At 72.2% G+C, this 19,790-nt stretch carries 21 protein-coding genes and 3 tRNA genes; 18 read left to right on the top strand and 6 right to left on the bottom strand.

Features of this window, described 5'->3' with window-relative positions:
* Nucleotides 1-71: 71 nt before the first annotated feature.
* The 7 genes from ACH47X_RS22675 (at nucleotide 72) to ACH47X_RS22705 (ending at nucleotide 5,759) form a co-directional block, all read left to right on the top strand.
* Nucleotides 72-356: a WXG100 family type VII secretion target gene (locus ACH47X_RS22675; protein WP_020016062.1), complete on the top strand. Its 285-nt coding sequence runs from the start codon at nucleotides 72-74 to the stop codon at nucleotides 354-356.
* Nucleotides 357-522: 166 nt separating this feature from the next.
* Nucleotides 523-1,503 carry a hypothetical protein gene (locus tag ACH47X_RS22680; RefSeq protein ID WP_397407161.1) on the top strand — a complete coding sequence of 327 codons (981 nt, stop codon included), beginning with the start codon at nucleotides 523-525 and terminating at the stop codon, nucleotides 1,501-1,503.
* A complete protein-coding gene (locus tag ACH47X_RS22685; protein ID WP_397407163.1) occupies nucleotides 1,503-2,312 on the top strand; it encodes a hypothetical protein in 810 nt (269 codons plus the stop codon). Before ACH47X_RS22680 ends, ACH47X_RS22685 begins: the two co-directional genes overlap by 1 nt.
* Nucleotides 2,309-2,533 carry a hypothetical protein gene (locus tag ACH47X_RS22690; RefSeq protein ID WP_397407165.1) on the top strand — a complete coding sequence of 75 codons (225 nt, stop codon included), beginning with the start codon at nucleotides 2,309-2,311 and terminating at the stop codon, nucleotides 2,531-2,533. The genes ACH47X_RS22685 and ACH47X_RS22690 overlap by 4 nt, the downstream gene beginning before the upstream one ends.
* Before the next feature lie 133 nt (nucleotides 2,534-2,666).
* Entirely contained in the window at nucleotides 2,667-4,064 is a 1,398-nt protein-coding gene (locus ACH47X_RS22695) for an FAD-dependent oxidoreductase (RefSeq protein WP_397407166.1), read from the top strand.
* Between the two features lie 132 nt (nucleotides 4,065-4,196).
* A complete protein-coding gene (gene htpX / locus ACH47X_RS22700; protein WP_036964558.1) occupies nucleotides 4,197-5,120 on the top strand; it encodes a zinc metalloprotease HtpX in 924 nt (307 codons plus the stop codon).
* Nucleotides 5,121-5,264: 144 nt separating this feature from the next.
* Complete coding sequence (locus tag ACH47X_RS22705; protein WP_036964559.1) at nucleotides 5,265-5,759, top strand: YajQ family cyclic di-GMP-binding protein; 495 nt, start codon at nucleotides 5,265-5,267, stop codon at nucleotides 5,757-5,759.
* A 74-nt stretch (nucleotides 5,760-5,833) separates the two neighbouring features.
* On the opposite strand, the gene ACH47X_RS22710 is transcribed toward ACH47X_RS22705, so the two are convergent.
* The 3 genes from ACH47X_RS22710 to ACH47X_RS22720 all read right to left on the bottom strand — a co-directional run bounded on the left by ACH47X_RS22710 (nucleotide 5,834) and on the right by ACH47X_RS22720 (nucleotide 9,226).
* Nucleotides 5,834-6,682 (bottom strand): MerR family transcriptional regulator, encoded by an 849-nt coding sequence (locus ACH47X_RS22710; RefSeq protein WP_397407169.1) that lies wholly within the window; start codon nucleotides 6,680-6,682, stop codon nucleotides 5,834-5,836.
* A gap of 71 nt (nucleotides 6,683-6,753) precedes the next feature.
* Nucleotides 6,754-7,590, bottom strand: a complete 837-nt coding sequence (locus ACH47X_RS22715; RefSeq protein ID WP_397407171.1) for a class II glutamine amidotransferase — start codon at nucleotides 7,588-7,590, stop codon at nucleotides 6,754-6,756.
* 127 nt (nucleotides 7,591-7,717) lie between these two features.
* A complete protein-coding gene (locus tag ACH47X_RS22720) occupies nucleotides 7,718-9,226 on the bottom strand; it encodes an MFS transporter (protein ID WP_397407173.1) in 1,509 nt (502 codons plus the stop codon).
* A gap of 98 nt (nucleotides 9,227-9,324) precedes the next feature.
* Between ACH47X_RS22720 and ACH47X_RS22725 the strand changes: the two genes are divergently transcribed.
* The gene (locus tag ACH47X_RS22725; protein ID WP_397407175.1) at nucleotides 9,325-9,948 is read left to right on the top strand and encodes a TetR/AcrR family transcriptional regulator; all 624 of its coding nucleotides are present in this window, start codon (nucleotides 9,325-9,327) and stop codon (nucleotides 9,946-9,948) included.
* Complete coding sequence (locus tag ACH47X_RS22730) at nucleotides 9,945-10,811, top strand: HAD family hydrolase (RefSeq protein ID WP_397407177.1); 867 nt, start codon at nucleotides 9,945-9,947, stop codon at nucleotides 10,809-10,811. Before ACH47X_RS22725 ends, ACH47X_RS22730 begins: the two co-directional genes overlap by 4 nt.
* Here the strand turns inward: ACH47X_RS22730 and ACH47X_RS22735 are convergent.
* The gene (locus ACH47X_RS22735) at nucleotides 10,808-11,665 is read right to left on the bottom strand and encodes a carbohydrate kinase family protein (protein WP_397407179.1); all 858 of its coding nucleotides are present in this window, start codon (nucleotides 11,663-11,665) and stop codon (nucleotides 10,808-10,810) included. The two genes, ACH47X_RS22730 and ACH47X_RS22735, sit on opposite strands and share 4 nt — an antisense overlap.
* Nucleotides 11,666-11,698: 33 nt before the next feature.
* On the bottom strand, nucleotides 11,699-12,685 hold the full coding sequence (locus ACH47X_RS22740; protein WP_397407181.1) for a sigma-70 family RNA polymerase sigma factor: 987 nt from the start codon (nucleotides 12,683-12,685) through the stop codon (nucleotides 11,699-11,701).
* 95 nt (nucleotides 12,686-12,780) lie between these two features.
* Here ACH47X_RS22740 and ACH47X_RS22745 point away from each other — a divergent pair, with 95 nt between their 5' ends.
* Nucleotides 12,781-13,311 (top strand): carboxymuconolactone decarboxylase family protein, encoded by a 531-nt coding sequence (locus ACH47X_RS22745; RefSeq protein ID WP_200835914.1) that lies wholly within the window; start codon nucleotides 12,781-12,783, stop codon nucleotides 13,309-13,311.
* 156 nt (nucleotides 13,312-13,467) lie between these two features.
* On the opposite strand, the gene rarD is transcribed toward ACH47X_RS22745, so the two are convergent.
* The gene (gene rarD, locus ACH47X_RS22750; protein ID WP_397407184.1) at nucleotides 13,468-14,370 is read right to left on the bottom strand and encodes an EamA family transporter RarD; all 903 of its coding nucleotides are present in this window, start codon (nucleotides 14,368-14,370) and stop codon (nucleotides 13,468-13,470) included.
* 124 nt (nucleotides 14,371-14,494) lie between these two features.
* Between rarD and ACH47X_RS22755 the strand changes: the two genes are divergently transcribed.
* The 8 genes from ACH47X_RS22755 (at nucleotide 14,495) to ACH47X_RS22790 (ending at nucleotide 19,659) form a co-directional block, all read left to right on the top strand.
* Nucleotides 14,495-14,576: transfer RNA gene (locus tag ACH47X_RS22755), tRNA-Tyr, on the top strand.
* A 137-nt stretch (nucleotides 14,577-14,713) separates the two neighbouring features.
* On the top strand, nucleotides 14,714-15,661 hold the full coding sequence (locus tag ACH47X_RS22760) for a DUF1214 domain-containing protein (protein ID WP_397407186.1): 948 nt from the start codon (nucleotides 14,714-14,716) through the stop codon (nucleotides 15,659-15,661).
* Between the two features lie 136 nt (nucleotides 15,662-15,797).
* Nucleotides 15,798-15,870, top strand: a tRNA-Thr gene (locus ACH47X_RS22765).
* 85 nt (nucleotides 15,871-15,955) lie between these two features.
* Nucleotides 15,956-16,032, top strand: a tRNA-Met gene (locus tag ACH47X_RS22770).
* Between the two features lie 84 nt (nucleotides 16,033-16,116).
* Nucleotides 16,117-16,287 carry a 50S ribosomal protein L33 gene (rpmG, locus tag ACH47X_RS22775; RefSeq protein ID WP_013837798.1) on the top strand — a complete coding sequence of 57 codons (171 nt, stop codon included), beginning with the start codon at nucleotides 16,117-16,119 and terminating at the stop codon, nucleotides 16,285-16,287.
* A gap of 24 nt (nucleotides 16,288-16,311) precedes the next feature.
* Nucleotides 16,312-16,797 (top strand): FAS1-like dehydratase domain-containing protein, encoded by a 486-nt coding sequence (locus tag ACH47X_RS22780; protein WP_397407188.1) that lies wholly within the window; start codon nucleotides 16,312-16,314, stop codon nucleotides 16,795-16,797.
* Nucleotides 16,794-17,216, top strand: a complete 423-nt coding sequence (locus ACH47X_RS22785) for a MaoC/PaaZ C-terminal domain-containing protein (RefSeq protein ID WP_142032717.1) — start codon at nucleotides 16,794-16,796, stop codon at nucleotides 17,214-17,216. Before ACH47X_RS22780 ends, ACH47X_RS22785 begins: the two co-directional genes overlap by 4 nt.
* A 163-nt stretch (nucleotides 17,217-17,379) precedes the next feature.
* Nucleotides 17,380-19,659, top strand: a complete 2,280-nt coding sequence (locus ACH47X_RS22790; RefSeq protein ID WP_397407190.1) for an N-acetylmuramoyl-L-alanine amidase — start codon at nucleotides 17,380-17,382, stop codon at nucleotides 19,657-19,659.
* Nucleotides 19,660-19,790 lie beyond the last annotated feature (131 nt).

Consider the following 19,790-nt stretch of genomic DNA (forward strand, 5'->3'; position numbering starts at 1 on the left):
CATGGAATAGTTCGTGACGTCGCAGAGACGGAGGTTGTCCGAGGGGGCAGCCACAGACAAAGGAGCTTGACATGGTCGCAGAGGGTGGCAACGTTTTCGGTCTTGATGTCGAGGCAGTCCGGAGCCTCGCCAACACGCTCCGTACCCAGGCCGAGGGCGTCCGTCAGGTCGTGACGACGATCACGAGCCAGATGGCCCAGACCCAGTGGAACGGTCAGGACGCCGTGCAGTTCCAGGAGGAGTGGGACGGCACCCACGCCGCCAAGCTCAACGAGATCGCCGCGGCGCTCGAGCAGTACGGCACGACGGCCGACAACAACGCTCAGATGCAGGACGAGACCTCGAGCGCGTACTGATCGAGCTCGAGCCTCTTCCAGAGGCCTGGCCCCGGCACGGGGCCGGTACCAAGGGGTGCGGGACCGACTACGGCCCGCACCCCTTGACTCGTAAAGAACTAAAGCACTGCCAGCAGTACCCAGGTGAAGCCCGACGCCGTCACCGGCGGGACGTGAGGAGAACCAAGTGAGCGGGGGAATGGTCGGCGCCGACATCGAGGCGCTGCGTCTGCTTGCGGACAAGTTTGACGAGGGTAGCGAGACGCTCGAGACCATCGTCACCACCGTGGAGTCGGCGGTCCCGCAGGAGAACGGCTGGAGCGGGCCGGACGCCGAGGGCTTCCGTCAGGAGTGGAGCGGCAGCCACCTGGTGCGGCTCCGGGAGACCGCCGTCGCGCTGAGCGACGTGGCCGGCAAGGTGCGTTCGAACGCCGACGCGCAGGAGCAGACGTCGAACGACTACACCGGCGTGCCCGGTGGTGGCGGTCCGGGCGGCACCGAGGTCGCCGGGGCGTCCAACCGGCCCGGCAGTGTCTGGGACGTCATCGAGACCGGGGCCGGCGTCGTCGGCCTGGGCACCGCGGGGTGGGCCGCCTTCAAGTACGGTCGCAACCTCCTCAACCTCAACCGCGCCCTGGGCACGGCCGGCGACGCCGCCGCCTCGGCGACGGCGTTCGTCCGGCAGGGCATGCTCGCCGACGGCATGGGGATCGTCGGGCGCCTGGGTACCTTCGGCAAGTTCGCCGGCGTGGCCGGTGGCGCGCTCGGCGTGATCGGCGGCGTCGACCAGATGTTCAACCCGCGGTACGACGGCTGGCGCGGCGGGCTCGACCGTGTCATGGGCGGCGTCGGTGCGGTCGGCGGCGTGGCGACGATCGGCATGTTCATGGGCGCAGCCGCGTTCACGGGCCCGGTCGGCATCGGTATCGCCGTGGGCGCGGGCCTGGTGGTCGGTGCCTACGAGCTGACCAACCTCGTGATCGACAACTGGGACACCATCTCCGCCTTCGCCTCCGACCCCCTGCCGTACCTCGCGGACGGCGTCAAGGAGGTCGGCGAGTTCGTCGGCGACGCCGCCGACGCCGTCGGTGACGTGGCCAGCGATGTCGGCGGCGCCATCGGCGACGCTGCCGGGGCCGTGGGCGACTTTGTGGGAGGCTTGTTCTGATGAGCGAGAACAAGGCGATGGAGTTCGGTCCGGAGGACGTGACGGCCGCGCGGGCAACGCTCGCGCAGGCCCGCGACGGCGAGGTCGTCGGTGTCGTGATCCTCACGGACGAGGAGGTCACGATCCTGGACGGTCTGGAGCACGAGCAACTCGTGCCCACCCCGTGGATCGACGCACAGGGCACGGCGGACCGGACCCTCATGGGCCGGGTCGCGCTTCGGTCCCTGGTGTCCCGTGAGATGGTCCTGCCCGCGGGCACGGACGCCGAGGGCCGGGTGACCGCGATCAAGGCGCACCCCGGCATCACCGGCCCGCTCGTGCTGCGCCGCACGGCCCAGGAGATCCTGTCGGTCGAGCGCACCAGCTCCAACGGCAAGGACTGGCTGTTCGCCTACGTGCACCACGAGGACGGCCGGTCCACGGTGCTGGAGGAGGAGATCTCCGGCGAGGGCCACCACGTCTTCTCGGTGTACCCCCAGGCACTGCTGGGCGAGCGCTTCGAGAAGTTCTTCGACCCCACCGAGACCGCGCTGCTGGGTACCGCCCCCAAGACGTACTCCGCCGAGGCGTTCGCGGCCGCTGCCGCGACCCTGCCGCAGCTCAACGAGGCCGTGGCCGTGAGCATCGTCTCCGGCGTGGCCCGGGGGAGCGACAAGCTGCTCAACGCCTCGGTCTACGCGGGCCCGCACGGCGTGCACGTGCTGCGCGGCACCGAGCACGACGCCCAGGGGGCGCCGGTGACGTACACGCTCCAGGAGACCGGTTCGCGCGGGCTGCGCGCCCTGCCCTCCGAGCTGGTCCCGGCATGAGCGGCCTCGGCCGGTGGAGCCTCTGGATCGGCCTGGGGCTCGTCGTCGTCGCGGTGCTCGGCAGCGTGCTGGCGCTCGTTCCGGTGGCCGTGATCGCGGGCATCCTGGGCGGCATCGCCCTGGTCATGGCCGGCTACGACGCGGTCTACAACGCGCTCGGCCGGGCCGAGCTCCGCCGTCGTGCCGCCAAGGTCCAGCGGGAGCGCGAACAGGGTCGTTGAGCCCGCGACGCGAGGATTCTCACAGGAACCCCACGTCCACCCCCTGAACCTGGGGTGAGGTGGGCCTTACCCGGTCGGTAGACTCGGAAGTGGCCTTCGCTTCCCTTGTCCTCGACCGGAAGGCGCCCCTTTCGTGAGCACCACCCGACCCTTGCGCGTCGCCGTCGTCGGCGCCGGCCCCGCCGGCATCTACGCGAGCGACATCCTGTCCAAGACCGACCTCGACGTGAGCATCGACCTGTTCGAGCGCCTGCCGGCGCCGTTCGGCCTCGTACGCTACGGCGTGGCCCCGGACCACCCGCGCATCAAGCAGATCATCGTCGCGCTCCACAAGGTGCTCAGCCGCGGAGACATCCGCCTGCTGGCCAACGTGGACTACGGCGTGGACCTGAAGCTCGAGGACCTGCGCCAGTTCTACGACGCGGTGATCTTCTCCACCGGGTCGATCAAGGACGCCGAGCTGAACATCCCGGGTATCGACCTGGACGGCTCGTACGGCGCCGCCGACTTCGTGTCCTGGTACGACGGCCACCCCGACGTGCCGCGCACCTGGCCGCTGGAGGCGCAGCAGGTGGCCGTGATCGGCGCCGGCAACGTGGCGCTCGACGTGGCCCGCATCCTCGCCAAGCACGCGAAGGACCTGCTGCCCACCGAGATCCCGGCCAACGTGCACGAGCTCCTGGAGAAGTCCCCGGTCACGGACGTGCACGTGTTTGCGCGCCGCGGCCCGGCGCAGGTCAAGTTCTCGCCGCTGGAGCTGCGCGAGCTGGGCCACGTGCCGGACGTCGACATCGTCGTGTACCCGGAGGACTTCGACTTCGACGAGGGCTCCGAGGCGGCGATCAACTCGTCCAACCAGACCAAGCAGGTCGTCAAGACCCTCGTGGACTGGACCCTCAAGGACCCCGCGCAGAACTCGGCGTCGCGCCGGCTGCACCTGCACTTCCTGCACGCCCCGGCCGAGGTGCTCGGCGAGGACGGCAAGGTCGTCGGGTTCCGCACCGAGCGCACCGCCCTCCAGGGCGACGGCACCGTCAAGGGCACCGGCGAGTTCACCGACTGGCCCGTGCAGGCCGTCTACCGCGCCGTCGGCTACTTCGGCTCCTCCCTGCCGGAGATCCCGTACGACGACGTCAAGGGCGTCATCACCAACCGCGAGGGCCGCGTCGTCGACATCGACGGCAACCAGGTCCCGGGCGTGTACGCGACCGGCTGGATCAAGCGCGGCCCGGTGGGCCTCATCGGCCACACCAAGTCCGACGCGTCGGAGACCATCCGGCACCTCGTCGAGGACGTCACCGGTGTGGCGGACGGCGAGGCGCCCGGCGACCTGACGGGCGGGCGCACCGCCCCGCAGGGCACGCCGGAGGCCGTCACCGAGTTCCTCGCCGGCAAGGGCGTCGACTACATCGAGTGGTCCGGCTGGGAGCTCCTGGACGCCCACGAGCGGGCGCTCGGCGAGGCCGCGGGCCGCGAGCGGATCAAGGTCGTCCCCCGCGACGAGATGGTCAGCATCAGCCGCCGCTCGTAGGCTGCTCACCGCGGACATCCAGCAACCGTGCCCGGAAGACCCAGGTCTTCCGGGCACAGTTGCGGGTGGGCGCCGGACCGCCGGGGAACCCCGGACCGGGCTGGCGCGTTCGGGTGGGAGGAAAGGAGTGCGATGCACAGGCACTACAACGGGCTGAAGACTGCCGCGCTGTTCGGTGGCATGTGGGCCGTGATCCTCGGGCTCTGGGCGCTCTTCGGGGCCAGGTCGAGCTTTCTGTGGATCTTCGTGGCCATCGGGCTGGTGACCACGGCCTACGGGTACTGGAACTCCGACAAGCTCGCCATCCGTGCGATGCACGCGTACCCGGTGACGGAGCTGCAGGCGCCGGAGATGCACCGCATCGTGCGTGAGCTCTCCACGGCGGCACGCCAGCCGATGCCGAGGCTCTACATCTCGCCGACCAAGGCGCCCAACGCGTTCGCCACCGGCCGCAACCCGCAGAATGCCGCCGTGTGCTGCACCGAGGGCATCCTCGGGCTGCTCAACGAGCGCGAGCTGCGCGGAGTGCTGGGCCACGAGCTGATGCACGTCTACAACCGCGACATCCTGACGTCGTCGGTGGCCTCCGCGCTCGCCGGCGTCATCACGGCCCTGGCGCAGTTCCTGCTCTTCTTCGGCGGCGGCGACCGCCGCGAGGGCGGCAACCCGCTGGCGGCGCTCGCCATGGCCCTCCTCGCCCCGATCGCGGCCATGCTCATCCAGATGGCGATCTCCCGCACCCGTGAGTACGACGCCGACGAGGACGGCGCCCGGCTGACGGGCGACCCGCTGGCGCTCGCGTCCGCGCTGCGCAAGCTGGAGCAGGGCACGCAGCGCGCCCCGCTGCCGCAGGACCGCGACCTGACCAACGTGTCGCACCTGATGATCGCCAACCCGTTCCGCGGCGCCGGCATCGGCCGCCTCTTCGCCACGCACCCGCCGATGCCGGACCGCATCCGCCGGCTCGAGGCCATGGCGGGCGGCCCTGGCGGCGGCTACAACCCGGGCGGCCCGACGTCCGGCCCGGACTGGGGCACCCCGCCCGGGATGCTCTGAGACCACCCGCCCGCCTGTCCGCGCGAATGTTCTCGCCTCACCCGCGCAAAGCGTTCGTCGCGGTCGGCGGGTGCGGATACGGTGAGCAGATTCCGACCGGGCGTGCAGGGGCGCCCGGGTTGTTACGCAGAAGGAGCACCACACATGGCCGACTCGTCGTTCGACATCGTCAGCAAGGTCGACCGCCAGGAGGTCGACAACGCGCTGAACCAGGCCGCCAAGGAGATCTCGCAGCGGTACGACTTCAAGAACGTCGGCGCCTCGATCACCTGGAGCGGCGAGAGCATCGTCCTCGTCGCCAACTCGTCGGAGCGCGTGCTCGCGGCCCTCGACGTCTTCGAGACCAAGCTGGTCAAGCGCGGTATCTCGCTCAAGTCGATCGACGTGGGCGAGCGCGAGCCGAAGCCGTCCGGCAAGGAGTACCGCCTCGCGGCGACCCTCAAGGAGGGTCTGGCGGGGGAGTCCGCCAAGAAGGTCACCAAGATCATCCGCGAGGAGGGCCCCAAGGGCGTCAAGACGCAGATCACCGGTGACGAGGTCCGGGTGACCAGCAAGTCGCGCGACCAGCTCCAGGAGGTCATGGGCCTGCTCAAGGGCTCGGACCTGGACTTCGCGCTGCAGTTCACGAACTACCGCTGACACCTCCCGGGACGGGCGGTCACCGGTTCTCTCGGCTGACCGCCCGTCCCACCTGTGCCCAGGCCTCCGCGGACTCAGTCGCGCGCCCCGAGCTCCACCGCCAGCTCCATGCAGCGCAGGCGGGCCGGGGAGAAGTCGTAGGGCATCTTCCCGACGGCCTCGAACGCACTCATCGACCTCTGCCCGCCGTCAGGGATCTCGCCGGCATCCCAGGACTCGAAGAGCGCGTCGTCGCTCTCGTCCAGCCCGGCCTCCTCCATGGCGGCCGCCAGTACCCGTTCGAACGCGTGCCGTTCGGCGGCTACCCGGGGCACCCGGGGGTCGTCGACGGCGACCGTGTCGTCCAGTGCCTCCTCGGCGGCATCGACCCGGTCGGACTCCGCCCGCAGCTCCGGATCGGCGGCCAGGACGAGGAACCGGCCGGCCTGCACCGCCGCCCCGAGCGGGCCGAAGATCCGCTCGGTGACCAACAGGGTGTCCAGGTCCGCCTGGCGCAGCGCCCCTTCCGGCAGGTCCGAGAGGCGGCTGGTGACGACGTCGGAGAGCAGGCCCGCCCGGCTGCCCTGGGTGCGCATGCGCTGCACGGCCGCCCGCTGCCGGCGCAGCTCTGCCTCCTGGGCGACCAGGGTCTCGTCCAGCCGTTCCAGGACGGCCGCGATGCCGTCGTCGTCGGGACCGGCAGGAGTGGAGCCGAAGGCGTCACGGATGTCGTCGAGCGAGATCCCGGCGTCGGCCATCCTGCGGATCCACAGCAGCCGGATCATGTCCTCGTAGCCGTAGCGGCGCCGGTCGTCGCCGCCCCGCTCCGGCTCGGGGAGCAGGCCCATCTCGTGGTAGTGCCGGATCGCGCGCGGCGTGGTGCCGGCGAAGGCCGCCGCGTCACCGATCTTGACCTGGCGGGGCGGGACGAAGGACAGGTGCATGAGTGGAGCCTTCCTCGGAGCGGGACGTAGGTCCACCGGACCACATGCCGCTACGAGAGGTGCAACTCCGGTCACCCGAGAGCTGGCGTGGGCGCGAACTCGCGCAGCTCCTCGCGGCCGCCGCGGACGACGAGGCACGTGGACTCCGGCACCTCGCGCCAGGCTCCACGCAGGTCCCCGAGCGGCTCGGACACCACGAGCCGGGCGTCGTCGGACAGCCCGTGCAGCACGGGGTTGTCGGGGTACTGGTGGCGGAGCGTCGAGATGTCGGTGCTGTGGAACAGCGACCGGGACTCGCCCACGCTGGAGTAGCGGAACGCCCACGTGGTCGCGCCGTCGGTGGTGGCCACCGTCATCTGGATCGGGTGCTCGACGCCGTGGCGCCGCCCTGTCTCCTCGATGAGGCCGACCGCTCGGGCCACCGCTCCGGGTGGATCGTCCTCGAGCCCGAACGTGAGGGCCAGGAAGAAGAACACCTCGGAGTCCGTCGATCCCTCGATCTCCGGGTAGAGGGCGGGAGCGACGGCCAGCATCAGGTCCCGCTTCACCGCCCGGAACTCGGCGATGGACCCGTTGTGCATCCAGAGCCAGCGGCCGTGCCGGAACGGGTGGCAGTTGGCCTGCTGCACGTCCGTGCCGGTCGAGGCCCGGATGTGGGCGAAGACCCGCCCGGCGGCCGAGTGGGCCGAGATCTCCCGCAGGTTGCGGTCGTTCCAGGCCGGCTCGGTGCTGTGGTAGATGCCCGGTTCCTCCAGGGCGCCGTACCAGCCGACGCCGAAGCCGTCACCGTTGATGGTCTCCGCGCCCAGCCGGGAGTGCCTGCTCTGCACCACCAGAGAGTTCTCCGGCTTGTAGAGCAGATCCTCCAGGAGCACGGGCGACCCTGAGTACGCGAGCCAACGACACATCTCGACCTCACTCTCGGGGCCAGCATGCGTCGCCGGCCGACCGGGCGCGTCATCCGAATCGGGTGAGGTCGAGCGTGCTCCGGGCCGCCGTCACGGTGTGTCCCTCCGTGACGGCGACCCGGGTCGGTCAGCCGACGCTCACCGGCTCCGCGATCCGCTCGGCGTCCGACGACGCGGCGGGCGTCGGGTGCGCGAGCGACAGCCCCTGGCCGCGCCGTCGGAACAGCAGGGCCGACAGCACCGCGCCGACGGCGAAGAAGCCGGCGCCCCACCAGTACGCGGTCGAGTAGCTGGCGATCGCGGCCTGGCCCGCGACCACCTCGGTGACGGGAGCGTGGGCCGCGAGGTAGTCGGCAGCCGCGGTGGCGGCCAGCGTGTTGAGCAGCGCGGTGCCGATGGAGCCACCGACCTGCTGGCTCGTGTTCACCATGGCCGACGCGACGCCGGCGAACTCCCGGTCCACGCCCAGCGTGGCGGTCTGCATGGAGGCCGGCATGATCGTGCCCATCGCGAACCCGATGACCATCAGGCCGGGCATGACGTGCCCGGCGTACGTGCTCGAGGCGTCCAGGAACGTGAGGTCGATCATGCCGATCGCGCCCAGCGTCATGCCGATCGGCACGAGCAGCTTGGGTCCGAACCGCGGCACGAGCAGGTTGGTGCCGAGCTGCGCGGCGAGGATCAGCATGCCGATCATGGGCAGGAACGCCAGGCCCGTGCGGATCGGCGTGTAGCCGAGCGTGAGCTGTAGGTAGTACGTGACGAACAGGAAGATGCCGAACATGCCCGCGCCGGCGATCAGCACCGAGAGGTATGCGGCGCCTCGGTTCCGGTCGAGCACGATCTTCAGCGGCAGCAGGGGGTGCGCCGCGCGCGTCTGCCAGAAGGCGAAGGCCACGAGCAGCAGGCCGGCCGCGGTGAGCAGGCCCCAGGTCAGGGGCGCGTCCCAGCCGCCGGTCTCGGCGTTGGAGAAGCCGTAGACGAGGCCGAACAGCGCGCCGGAGACCAGCAGCGTGCCCGGCACGTCCAGCTTGGGACGCGGGCCGCTGCGGGCGACGCGCGGGATGAACATCGACGCGCCCACCAGGGCGACCGCGGCGATGAGCACGTTGATGTAGAGGTTCCAGCGCCAGTCGAGCGACTCGGTCAGCACGCCGCCCAGCAGCAGCCCGACGGCGCCGCCGGCCCCGGCGATGGCGCCGAAGACGCCGAACGCGCGGGCGCGTTCCCGGGGGACGGTGAAGGTGGTGGTCAGCACGGCGAGGGCCGTGGGCGCCAGCAGCGCGCCGAAGGCGCCCTGGAGCGCGCGTGCGGCCACGAGCAGCTCGAAGGAGCCGGCGGCGCCACCGAGGGCCGAGGCGAGGGCGAACCCGATGAGCCCGACGACGAAGGTGCGCTTGCGGCCGATGAGGTCGGAGAGGCGCCCGCCGAGCAGGAGCAGGCTCGCGAACGTGAGGGAGTAGGCGGTGATGACCCACTGGCGCTGACCGTCCGAGAAGCCGAGGTCGGCCTGGGCGGAGGGGAGGGCGATGTTCACGACGGTCGCGTCGAGCACGACCATCAGCTGGGCGAGCCCGACCACGACGAGCGTGATCCAGCGACGACGGTCCGTCGCGGGGGCTGAAGTCTGGGACATGTCTCGCAGCATATACGGAACTAACCAGTTCCGGATACCGTTGGTTCAGTATTAACCCGAAGGTAAGGTCGGACAGTGCAGCGAGGAGGGCGACAGCGATGACGGATGTCCAGCAGGCCGAGGCCAAGCCCCGGCTCGGACGCAAGAGGGACCACACCCGCGACCCCGAGATCCTGGACGCCGCGCTCGACGTGCTCTCCGAGTCCGGCTACGACGGCATGACCATCGACATGGTGGCCACCCGCGCCAAGGCGGGAAAGGCGACCGTCTACCGCCGGTGGTCGTCCAAGGCCGAGCTCGTGCTCGACGCCGTCGCGTGCATGAAGCAGGGCGAGATCGACCTCGACGACCTGCCGGACACCGGGACCCTGCGTGGCGACCTCGTCGCGATGATCCGGACGCCGAGCATCCGCGACGGCGAGCGCAAGCTCAAGGTGATGGCCGGGATCGTGTCGATGATCGCGCGCAGTCCCGAGCTGGCCGCCGCCGCGCAGGAGGCGCTCGTCGAGCCGCGCGCCCGGGCCAACCGCATCTTCTTCCGCCGCGCCGTCGAACGCGGCGAGATCCCGGCTGACATCGACGTCGAGAAGCTCTGTATCATCGGCCCCGCACTCGTCGCCTACAGCGTGCTCATGCTGGGCCGGCCCGTCGACCGCGACTTCCTGATCTCGAACATCGACCAGGTCATCCTCCCCGCCGCCGGCATCCGGGCCGAGCCGTGACCGGCCTGCCCCGGGTCGTCGCGACCGACCTCGACGGCACGCTCCTGCGCAGCGACGGCAAGGTCTCCGACCGCACCCGCCAGGTCCTCGCCGACCTGGACGCCGCGGGCGTCGAGGTCGTCTTCGTCACCGCCCGGCCCCCGCGCTGGCTCGACCACCTCGCCGACACCGTGGGCGGCCACGGCCGCGTCATCTGCATCGGCGGGGCGTGCGTGCTCGACCTCGCCTCCGGCGAGACCCTGGAGACCTGCGGGTTCGACGACGACGCCGTGCGCGCCGTCGTGACCGGCATCCGCACCGCGCTGCCCCACGCAGCCCTCGCCTTCGAGCGCCCCGACGGCGTCGCGTTCGACCCGGCCTACCCGAAGCGGGAGCCCGCGCTGGACCCCGGTCTGTGGTCGGTACCGGTCGAGGACACGCTGGGCGCGCTCGGCGCTCGCGGCCCGGTGTCCAAGATCCTGGCGCTCGACCCCGCGCGCATACCGCCGCCGGGCATCCTCCTGGACCCGCCGGAGGACATCCGGCTGGCGCAGGAGGAGTTCTTCACCGCCATCCGCGCCGCCGTGGGGGAGTACGCGCACCTGGCGTACTCCGGCGCCGTCGGCCTCGCCGAGCTCATGCCGCCCGGCGTCGACAAGGCCGCCGCGCTGGCCCGCTGGTGCGCGCGCCTCGGCGTCGACGCCGCCGACGTCTGGGCGTTCGGCGACATGCCGAACGACCTGCCGATGCTCACCTGGGCGGGCCGCGGCATCGCGGTGGCCAACGCACACGCGGACGTGCTGGCCTGCGCGGACGCCGTCGTCGGGCACCACGACGCCGACGGCGTCGCCGAGGAGCTCGCGACCCTCCTCGCCCGCGCCTAGGCCGGCTCGTCCAGGAGAGGGCTGAGGTGGCGCGTGCCCAGGGCGCGCGTCGCCTGCTTCGCGCCCGCTCCGAGGCACTCCGCTGTGCCCGCCCCGCCCAGGTGGGCCGCGAAGAACCCGGCGAAGAACGCGTCGCCGGCGCCGTTGGTGTCCACCACCTCGGTGGGCTCCGCCGCCGTCTCGAACCAGCCGTCGGCCGTGCGCGCCACGGCGCCCCGCGCGCCGAGCGTGCACACCACCGTGCTCGCGCCCTGCTCCAGCAGCGCAGTCATGAGCGCGCGGTGGTCGTCCGTGCCGTCGTCGTTGAGGAAGACGAACGAGCACGCGTCGGCGAACGGCCGGTGGAACTCGGCCACGCCGTCGTAGTCGTGCAGGTCGGTCCAGAGCGTGGCACCGCCCGCCACGGCAGCCGGCAGCAGCGCCTGCCCGACCGCGCTCAGGTCCAGCACCACGTGCTCCGCGGCAGACACGCGCGCGACCGCCGTGGCGTCCGGCTCCGGCGACGCCTCGGGCACCGCCAGGTAGATCGAGAGGCGCTCGCCGGCATCGGTCATCAGGTTCAGGTGCTGCTCCGACGGCCCGGCCACCCGCCGCGCGAGCACCTCCGCGCCCCCCGCGCGCCCCAGCGCGGCCAGGATCAGGTCCGCCTCGGGATCCGTCCCGACGTCGGCCACGAGCGTGCTCGCCACGCCCAGGTCGGCCAGGTTCAGGATCTTGCCGGCGCTCGTCCCGCCCAGCGTGCGTACCGACCCGCGCGCGAACAGGGTGTGCGGGCGCGGGTCGGGCAGGCGGTCGAGCCGGACCATGGTGTTCCAGGTCGCGGGCCCGGCCACGACGGTGCGAGGAGAGTTCATGCGCACACCCTCCCATCTGCTGAAGGACGGGCGTCAGGCACTGCCTGTGCCGGCTGCGCCTCCAGCTCGGCCGAGGAGCAGCACGTGCGCCCCGGCGACCGTGGCCGGGTCGCCCATCATGTCGACGGCCGCGATCTGCCCGTCGTGCACCACCACGGCGAACAGGCCACGCGGCGTGCCGCCCGGTGCGTACGCGAACCCGACGGAGCCGTCGATGAGCGCGGGCACCGCCCCGCCCGCCCGGCCGCGGAACGCCTGGGCCACGGCCGCCGCCCCGCGCACCTCGCGGGCCAGCAGGGGAGCGCCCCGGTCCGCGGCCTCGGCCGCGGCCGCGAGGGCGGCCTGGTCGGCGCGCAGCACCACGTCCGGCGCGAGCACGGCCAGCAGCCCCGCGAGGTCACCCGTGCGGGAGGCCAGGAGGAACGCCTCCACCACCTGCCGGTCCGTCCTTCCCGGCGCGGCGGCGCGAGAGCCGGCGTCGTCCACCGCGTCCTCCCCGGCGGTGCCCTGCGCCCCGGGGCCGGACTGCACCCGGCGTCGTCCGCGGCTCGCGAGCTGGCGTGCCGCCACGACCGACCGGCCCAGCACGGGCGCGATCTGCTCGTACGGCACGGCGAACAGGTCGTGCAGCACGAACGCGAGCCGCTCGGCAGGGTCGAGGCTCTCCAGGACCACCTGCATCGCCACCCCCACGACGTCGGCCAGCTCGGCCTCGCGCACCGGGTCGGGGGAGGCGTCGTCCAGGATCTCGGGCGCGACGTCGTCGGGCGCCCCCGACGGCAGCGGGTCCTCGCGGCGCGTGCCGCGGGAGCGGAGCATGTCGAGGCAGATCCGGCCCGTCACCGTGGTCAGCCAGCCGGCGAGGTTGTCGATGCCCTCGTCGCCGGTGCGGCTCAGGCGCAGCCAGGCCTCCTGCAGCGCGTCGTCGGCGTCGTCGGGGTTGCCGAGCATCCGGTAGGCCACCGCCCGCAGGCGGGGGCGGTGCTGCTCGAAGGTGCGGGCGAGCTCGTCGGGGGTCATCTGTCACATCCTCGTTCGGGGGTTCGTCATCGGTGTGACGGCGCGCAGGGCGCCGATGTGACTGGCCGGCACCCGGCCACGACGAGAGGACCGCGATGACCACCGAGACCACCGCTCAGGAACTGGCCCAGCACCTCGACCTCCAGGCATCCGGAACTCCCCACCTGCGGACCGTCACACCCCGGGCGAAGAGCCCGGCGCTGCTGGTGCCGGGCGCCATGAAGGCCCTCCCCGAGCTGGGGAAGCTCGCCCACGGCCAGGGTGTCCCCGCCACGACCCTCGAGCTGGTGCACCTGCGCGTCAGCCAGATCAACGGCTGCGGCTGGTGCATCGAGTACGGGATGCGGCAGGCCCGGAAGGCCGGCGAGTCGGAGGACCGCCTCGCGTCCGTCGCGGCCTGGCGCGAGTCGCCCTACCTCAGCGAGGCCGAGTGCGCGGCCATCGAGCTCGCAGAGGCGATGACCCGCCTCGCCGACAGCGCGGACGGGGTGCCCGACGCCGTCTGGAACCGTGCCGCGGAGCACTGGGACGAGCAGGCGCTCGCGGCGCTCGTGCTGCACGTCGGCGTCACCAACCTGTTCAACCGCCTCAACGTCACCACCCGCCAGGTCCCGGGCACCTGGTGACTCCCGCCGCCGGTCGACCCTGACACCGCCGGGGGGGGCGGGCGCCCCCCCCCCGGGGGGGGGGCCGCCCCCCGCCCCCCCCCCCCCCCGGGGGGCCCCCCCCCCCCCCCCCCCGGCCCCCCCCCCCCCCCCCCCGGCGCTGCGCCTTCCTCGGGCTCAGCCCAGACCGAGGCGCGGGGCCTTCCGGGACTGGCGGACGCCGTCGATCGTGAGCAGGATCAGCGCGACCCACACCAGGGCGAACCCGGCCCAGCGGGCCGGCGGCATGTGCTCCCCGAAGACCAGCAGCCCCACCAGGAACTGCAGCACCGGCGCCAGGTACTGAAGCATGCCGACCACGGACAGCGGCAGGCGCCGGGCGGCGGCCCCGAACAGGAGCAGCGGCAGGGCGGTCACGATGCCGGCCGACATCAGCAGCAGCGCGTGCCCGGTGCCCTCGCCGGTGAACGTGCCCGCGCTGCCGAGCCAGAGCAGGTAGGCGAGCGCGAACGGGGTGGCGACGGCCGTCTCCACGGCCAGGCCGGGCAGCGCGGCGACGGTACGGCCCACGCGGTTCTTCACGAGCCCGTAGAGGCCGAAGGAGAGCGCGAGGGTCAGCGAGATCCAGGGCAGCCCGCCCAGCCCTGTGGACAGCACGACGACGGACGCCGCGCCGAAGCCGATCGCGATCCACTGCACGGGTCGCAGGCGCTCCCGCAGCACCAGCACGCCGAGCAGCACGGTGACGATGGGGTTGATGAAGTAGCCCAGGGCGGCGTCGAGCACGCGGTCGCTGAGCACGGCGTACACGTACACCACCCAGTTGACGACGATCAGGGCCGCCGCCACGGCGAACGTGCCCAGGAGGCGCGGCGACCGCAGGGCCGTGCGGAAGTCGCCGAGCTGGCGCATGGCTGTGAGGGCGACCAGGCAGAAGAGCAGGCTCCACACGATGCGGTGCGCCACGATCTCCAGGGGGCCGGCGGGCTCCAGGAGCGGGAAGAACAGCGGCATCCCGCCCCAGAGCAGGTAGGCGCCGATGCCGAGGGGAAGGCCCCAGCGATCCTGTTGTTGTGTCACCGCGTCACCATAGAACTCGCGCGTCCGAGCGCGGCGCGGATCGGCTGTGGGGCTCGTCACCAGGCGGGACCCGTTTTCGATTTCTCGCCGGGGGCTCGTGGGGGCTATGGTTGGCACCGTTCACGGCTGGTTGCCCGAGCGGCCAAAGGGATCTGACTGTAAATCAGACGGCTCAGCCTTCGGGGGTTCGAATCCCTCACCAGCCACGTGAAGCAAGCAGGGCGTGACCAACGATCTCGTTGGTCACGCCCTTCTTCGTTGTCGATCTCGGGTCGCCGGATCGTAGGCGTCGTGCTTCGCTGAATCGTCCCGCCTGGCCCCAGGCGGTGGGGAAGAGGTCGAGATGGCCCAGCATGTCGATGTGGACACGTTCGCCCGCGCCGAGTCCGACAGGATGTTCGCCGACCTGCAGCGTGACGCCGGCGGGATCAACCGGTTCCGGCACAACCGGGAGCCGGCGTCGGTGGACGAGCAGACCGTCGTCCGCATGAACCGCGACACGCTCTACAGCTTCGCCGTGGTCGACCTCGCGGCGGGCGCCACGCTCACGCTCCCGGACGCAGGCGAGCGCTACCTCTCCGCGATGATCCTCGACAACGACCACTTCGTGAGCGACGTCCTGCACGACGCCGGGGAACACCAGCTCGACGCCGATCGTGTCGGGAGCCGGTACGCGCTCGTGGCCGTGCGCACGCTCGTCGACCCGGACGACGCCGCGGATGCCGCCGCCGTGGCGGCGGTGCAGGACGCCGTGACGCTGACGGCCGCGTCGGCCGAGCCGTTCGTCCCCCCGGAGTGGGACACGGCGAGCCTTGATGCGACGCGTGACGCGCTCCTCGCGCTCGCCGCCGGCCTCCGCGGCTTCGACCGCATGTTCGGATCACGGGAACAGGTGGACCCGGTCAGGCACCTCATCGGGACCGCGGCCGGATGGGGCGGGCTCCCGACGACTGAGGCGGCGTACGTCGGGGTCAGTCCGTCGGTCGCACCGGGTCGCTACACGCTGACGCTGCGGGACGTCCCGGTCGACGCGTTCTGGTCCGTCTCGGTGTACGACGCCAAGGGGTTCTTCGTGCCCAACGCGCAAGGACGCTACAGCGTCAACAGTGTCACCGCTGTCCGGGACGGCGACGGCGCGGTGACCGTCCGGTTCGCCCCGGCGGACGACCTCGGCGACGAGCCCAACACGATCCCCGTTCCAGAGGGCTGGAACTTCCTCGTCCGCCTCTACCGCCCGCGCTCCGAGGTGCTCGACGGGGCGTGGGTCGTGCCGGAACTGCGCGCCGGCTGAGGCCGTACTGTCGCCGTCGCCCTCCGTCTGCCCGACAGGTTCTGGAGCGGAAGACCGGGCTCGCGACCCGCGCGGCGCACCTCACACCCGATTCGATTTCACGCCAGGCCGGAGGGCATGTAGAGTCTTCCTCGCCGCCCCGATAGCTCAGTCGGCAGAGCGTCTCCATGGTAAGGAGAAGGTCAAGGGTTCGATTCCCTTTCGGGGCTCTGTGATCGACGCGGGGTCGTACGCCCACCCCACCGGCTAGCCGGTGGGGAGCAACGGCGGACGGCCTCGCGTTCAGTCACGCGCGGCGGGGTAGCTCAGCTGGTCAGAGCGCACGACTCATAATCGTGAGGTCGCGGGTTCGAGCCCCGCCCTCGCTACCAAGCAAGTACATCCGCCCGGCTTCCTTTTGCCGGGCGACGAGAAGACACATGGCGCCTCCCTCTCGAGGCGCGGAGGTGAGAGCCATGGCAAGCAAGAGCGCGGATGTCCGCCCGAAGATCACGCTGGCGTGCGTGGACTGCAAGGAGCGGAACTACATCACGAAGAAGAACCGGCGGAACGACCCGGACCGCCTGGAGCTGGCGAAGTTCTGCCCGCGCTGCGGCAAGCACACGTCGCACCGCGAGACTCGCTGAGTCTCTCCGTAGCTTCACACCGACGTGGCGAACGCTGATTTCGAGGGCCAGTCCTACCCGGCCAACGCTCCCTACTCCGTAGGCCGCGAAAAGATCCGCGAGTTCGCTGTTGCCGTCGGTGCCACGCACCCCGCGCACCACGATCTCGTGGCGGCGCGGGGTTCTGGCTATCCGGACCTCGTCGCCCCGCCCACGTTCGCCGTGGTCGTGGCGCAGCGCGCGGAGTCGCAGTACATCAGCGACCCCGAGGCGCAGATCGACTTCACGCGCGTGGTCCACGCGGACGAGCGGTTCACGCACCACCGCCCGATCGTCGCCGGTGACGAGCTCACGACGGTGCTGCACGTGGACCGCGTCGTCGTCCGCGGGGCCATCAGCATGGTGACCACGCGCTGCGAGATCTACGCGATGCCCCAGCACGTCGAGGTGCCGTCGCCCGAGGCCGAGGGCCCCGGCGAGCACGTCGCCACCGTCGTCTCCACGCTGGCCATCCGAGGTGAGGACGCATGAGCCGCCCCGACATCGCGACGCTCGCCGTCGGCGACGTGATCGGCAGCCGCACCGTCACCTTCGACCGCGCGGCCCTCGTCCGGTACGCGGGCGCCAGCGGTGACCTCAACCCGATCCACTGGAACGACAAGTTCGCCGTGGGTGCGGGCCTGCCCGGCGTCATCGCGCACGGGATGCTCACCATGGGCAGCGTCGTCGGCCTGGTCGTGGACTGGGCGGGCGACCCGGGCGCCGTCGTCGACTACCAGACGCGGTTCACCAAGCCCGTCGAGGTGCCCAACCCGGGCACCGCCCAGGTCGACGTCGTGGGCACGGTCGGCGTGGTCGACGCCGACGCCGGCACGGTCCGGGTGGACCTGGTCGTCACGGTCGACGGCGCCAAGGTCCTGGGCCGCACCCAGGTGCTCGTCCGCCTCTGACGCGTCCGGCGCCTCCCCTCAGCACGCCCCGCTCGGTGGGCCGCGCCGGGAACGGTTCGTCGGGGTAACGGATTTTTAACCCGCGACCCCTTCCTCATGCGTACCCGCATCAGGTGTGATGCTCTCGTCCGGAGTTGTACGGACCCGACGAGAGGAACTCCGCGTGACGTCTCGACGACGTGTCACAGCCCTGGCCACCGCGGCCGGGGTGCTCTTTCCGCTCATCCCGCTCTCCGCGGCCGCCGCCGGTGCGGCGCCCGCCTCGCCCGTAGCGGCACCGCGCGCCGACGACGTCGTCGCGTGCGCCCCGGTGCTTGCCGCCGGCTCGCTCGACGAGGCGTTCGGTGCGGCCGCCGAGGCCACGGGGGTACCCGAGGACCTGCTCAAGGCGGTGTCGTACCTGGAGTCCCGCTGGGACCAGCACGCGGGCCAGGCCAGCGCCGACGGCGGCTACGGCGTGTTCAACCTGGAGGCCGGCCCGGCGCTCGGCCATGCGCACGGCGAGGGCCTGCCGCTCGCCGCCGTGACCGACAAGGCGGGCCCCGCCCGCGAGGGCACCGCCGAGCTCGCCCGGGCCGCCGCGCTGACCGGCCTCGACGAGGCCACCCTGAAGTCCGACGCGCAGGCGAACGTCTGCGGCGGCGCGGCCCTGCTGGCGTCGTACCAGGCCCAGGCGGAGCGCGACGGCGCCGCGGCCGAGCCCGCCGCCAAGGGGCCCGCCGCCGGCACGGCCGACCTGACCGCCTGGGAGGACGCGGTGTCCCGCATGAGCGACATCGAGGGCTTCGCGGCCGGGGTCTTCACGACGCTGCGCCGCGGCGCGGGCGCCACCACCCCCGCGGACGGTGCGGTGATCCTCACCGGCAACCCGGACGTCGTCGTGCCGAAGGCCGGAGCGACGAGCGACCCCGGGGCGGACTGTCCTGCCGACCTGGGCTGCGAGTGGCTCCCGGCCCCGTACGAGAAAGCCTCCGCCGACGACCCGGACGGCACCGGGGACTACGGCAACCACGACCAGGCCGACCGCACGGGTGCGGGCGGACCGTCGATCGACTACATCCTCATCCACGACACCGAGACCGCCTACCAGCCGTCGGTCAACCTGGTGCAGGACCCGACCTACCTGGCCTGGAACTACACCCTGCGGTCCTCCGACGGGCACGTGGCCAACCACCTCGACCCGGCCGACGTCGGCTGGCACGCGGGCAACTGGTTCATGAACATGCACTCGATCGGCCTGGAGCACGAGGGCTGGGCCGGCACGGGCTCCTGGTACACGGAGGCGATGTATCAGTCCTCGGCCGCGCTGGTGCGGTATCTCGCGGAGGAGCACGACATCCCGCTCGACCGCGCCCACGTCATCGGGCACGACCAGGTGCCGGGCATCCTGCCGGGCTACACCAAGAACGTGCACTGGGACCCGGGCCCCTACTGGGACTGGGACCACTACTTCGAGCTGCTGGGCGCGCCCATCGGTGGCGACCTGGAGGCGACGACGGACGTCGTGCCCGGCGACGTCGTCGAGGTGCGCACGGGCTACGCCGACAACCCGAACACGGTGACCGGCTGCGAGGAGGCCTCGCCGACCTCGGGCGACTGCGTCGAGGGTGCGGGCACCAACTTCCGGTACCTCTACCAGGAACCCTCCCAGGACGCCGCGCTGGCGAAGGACCCGGGCTGGAAGCCGGACGGCGCCGACGGCACCACCTACGCGAGCGACGTGAGCGCGCGCGTGCAGTCGGGGCACAAGCTCGTCGTCGACCGGGTCGAGGGCGACTGGCTCGGCGTGTGGTGGGCCGGCGCGCTGGTCTGGCTGCACAACCCCGCCGACCGGCCGGTGGTCGTGCCGGCGACGGCGCAGACGATCACCGTCGCGGGTGACGCCCCGGCCCCGGTCTTCGGCCGGGCGTACCCGGAGGCGGCGGCCTACGAGGCGCACCCGGACGTGCCGGTGCAGGACGTCACCCCGATCGAGTACACGGTCGGCGTCGGGCAGACGTACGCCGTGTCCGACGACCACGTGGCCGCCGACTACTACCGGGCAACCACCTTCGACGGCTCGGGGCCGGGCGACCGCACGGTCGTGCGCGGCGACGACGTCTACTACCAGGTGTGGCTGGCGCACCGGCACGTGTACGTCGACGCGGCCGACGTCGAGCTCCACGACCCGGTGGTCGCGGACGTGGCGGGGCCCTCGATCGAGGGCAGGGCCAGGGTGGGCCGGTACCTGACCGCGGCGCCCGGGACGTACCTGCCGGGCGACGTCGACGTGGCCTACCGCTGGCTGCGTGACGGCGAGCCGGTGCGCTGGGCGACCGGCCCACGCTACCTGGTGACCGGACGGGACCGGGGCGCGGAGCTCGCGGTCGAGGTGACGGTCTCCGCGGACGGGTACACGTCGGCGTCGTACACCTCGGAGCCGCGGCGCGTGGCGGGCCGCTAGTCGATACGCGCACGGGGTGTGTTGGGGGGGGGGGGGGGGGGGGGGGGGGGGCCACCCCCCCCCCCCCCCGCGCCGCGCCGGCGCGGGGGGGGGGGCGGGGGGGGGCCCAGGCGGCGCGCCCCCCCCCCCCC

Source organism: Promicromonospora kroppenstedtii (genome assembly GCF_044389675.1).
GTDB classification, from domain to species: Bacteria; Actinomycetota; Actinomycetes; order Actinomycetales; family Cellulomonadaceae; genus Promicromonospora; species Promicromonospora kroppenstedtii.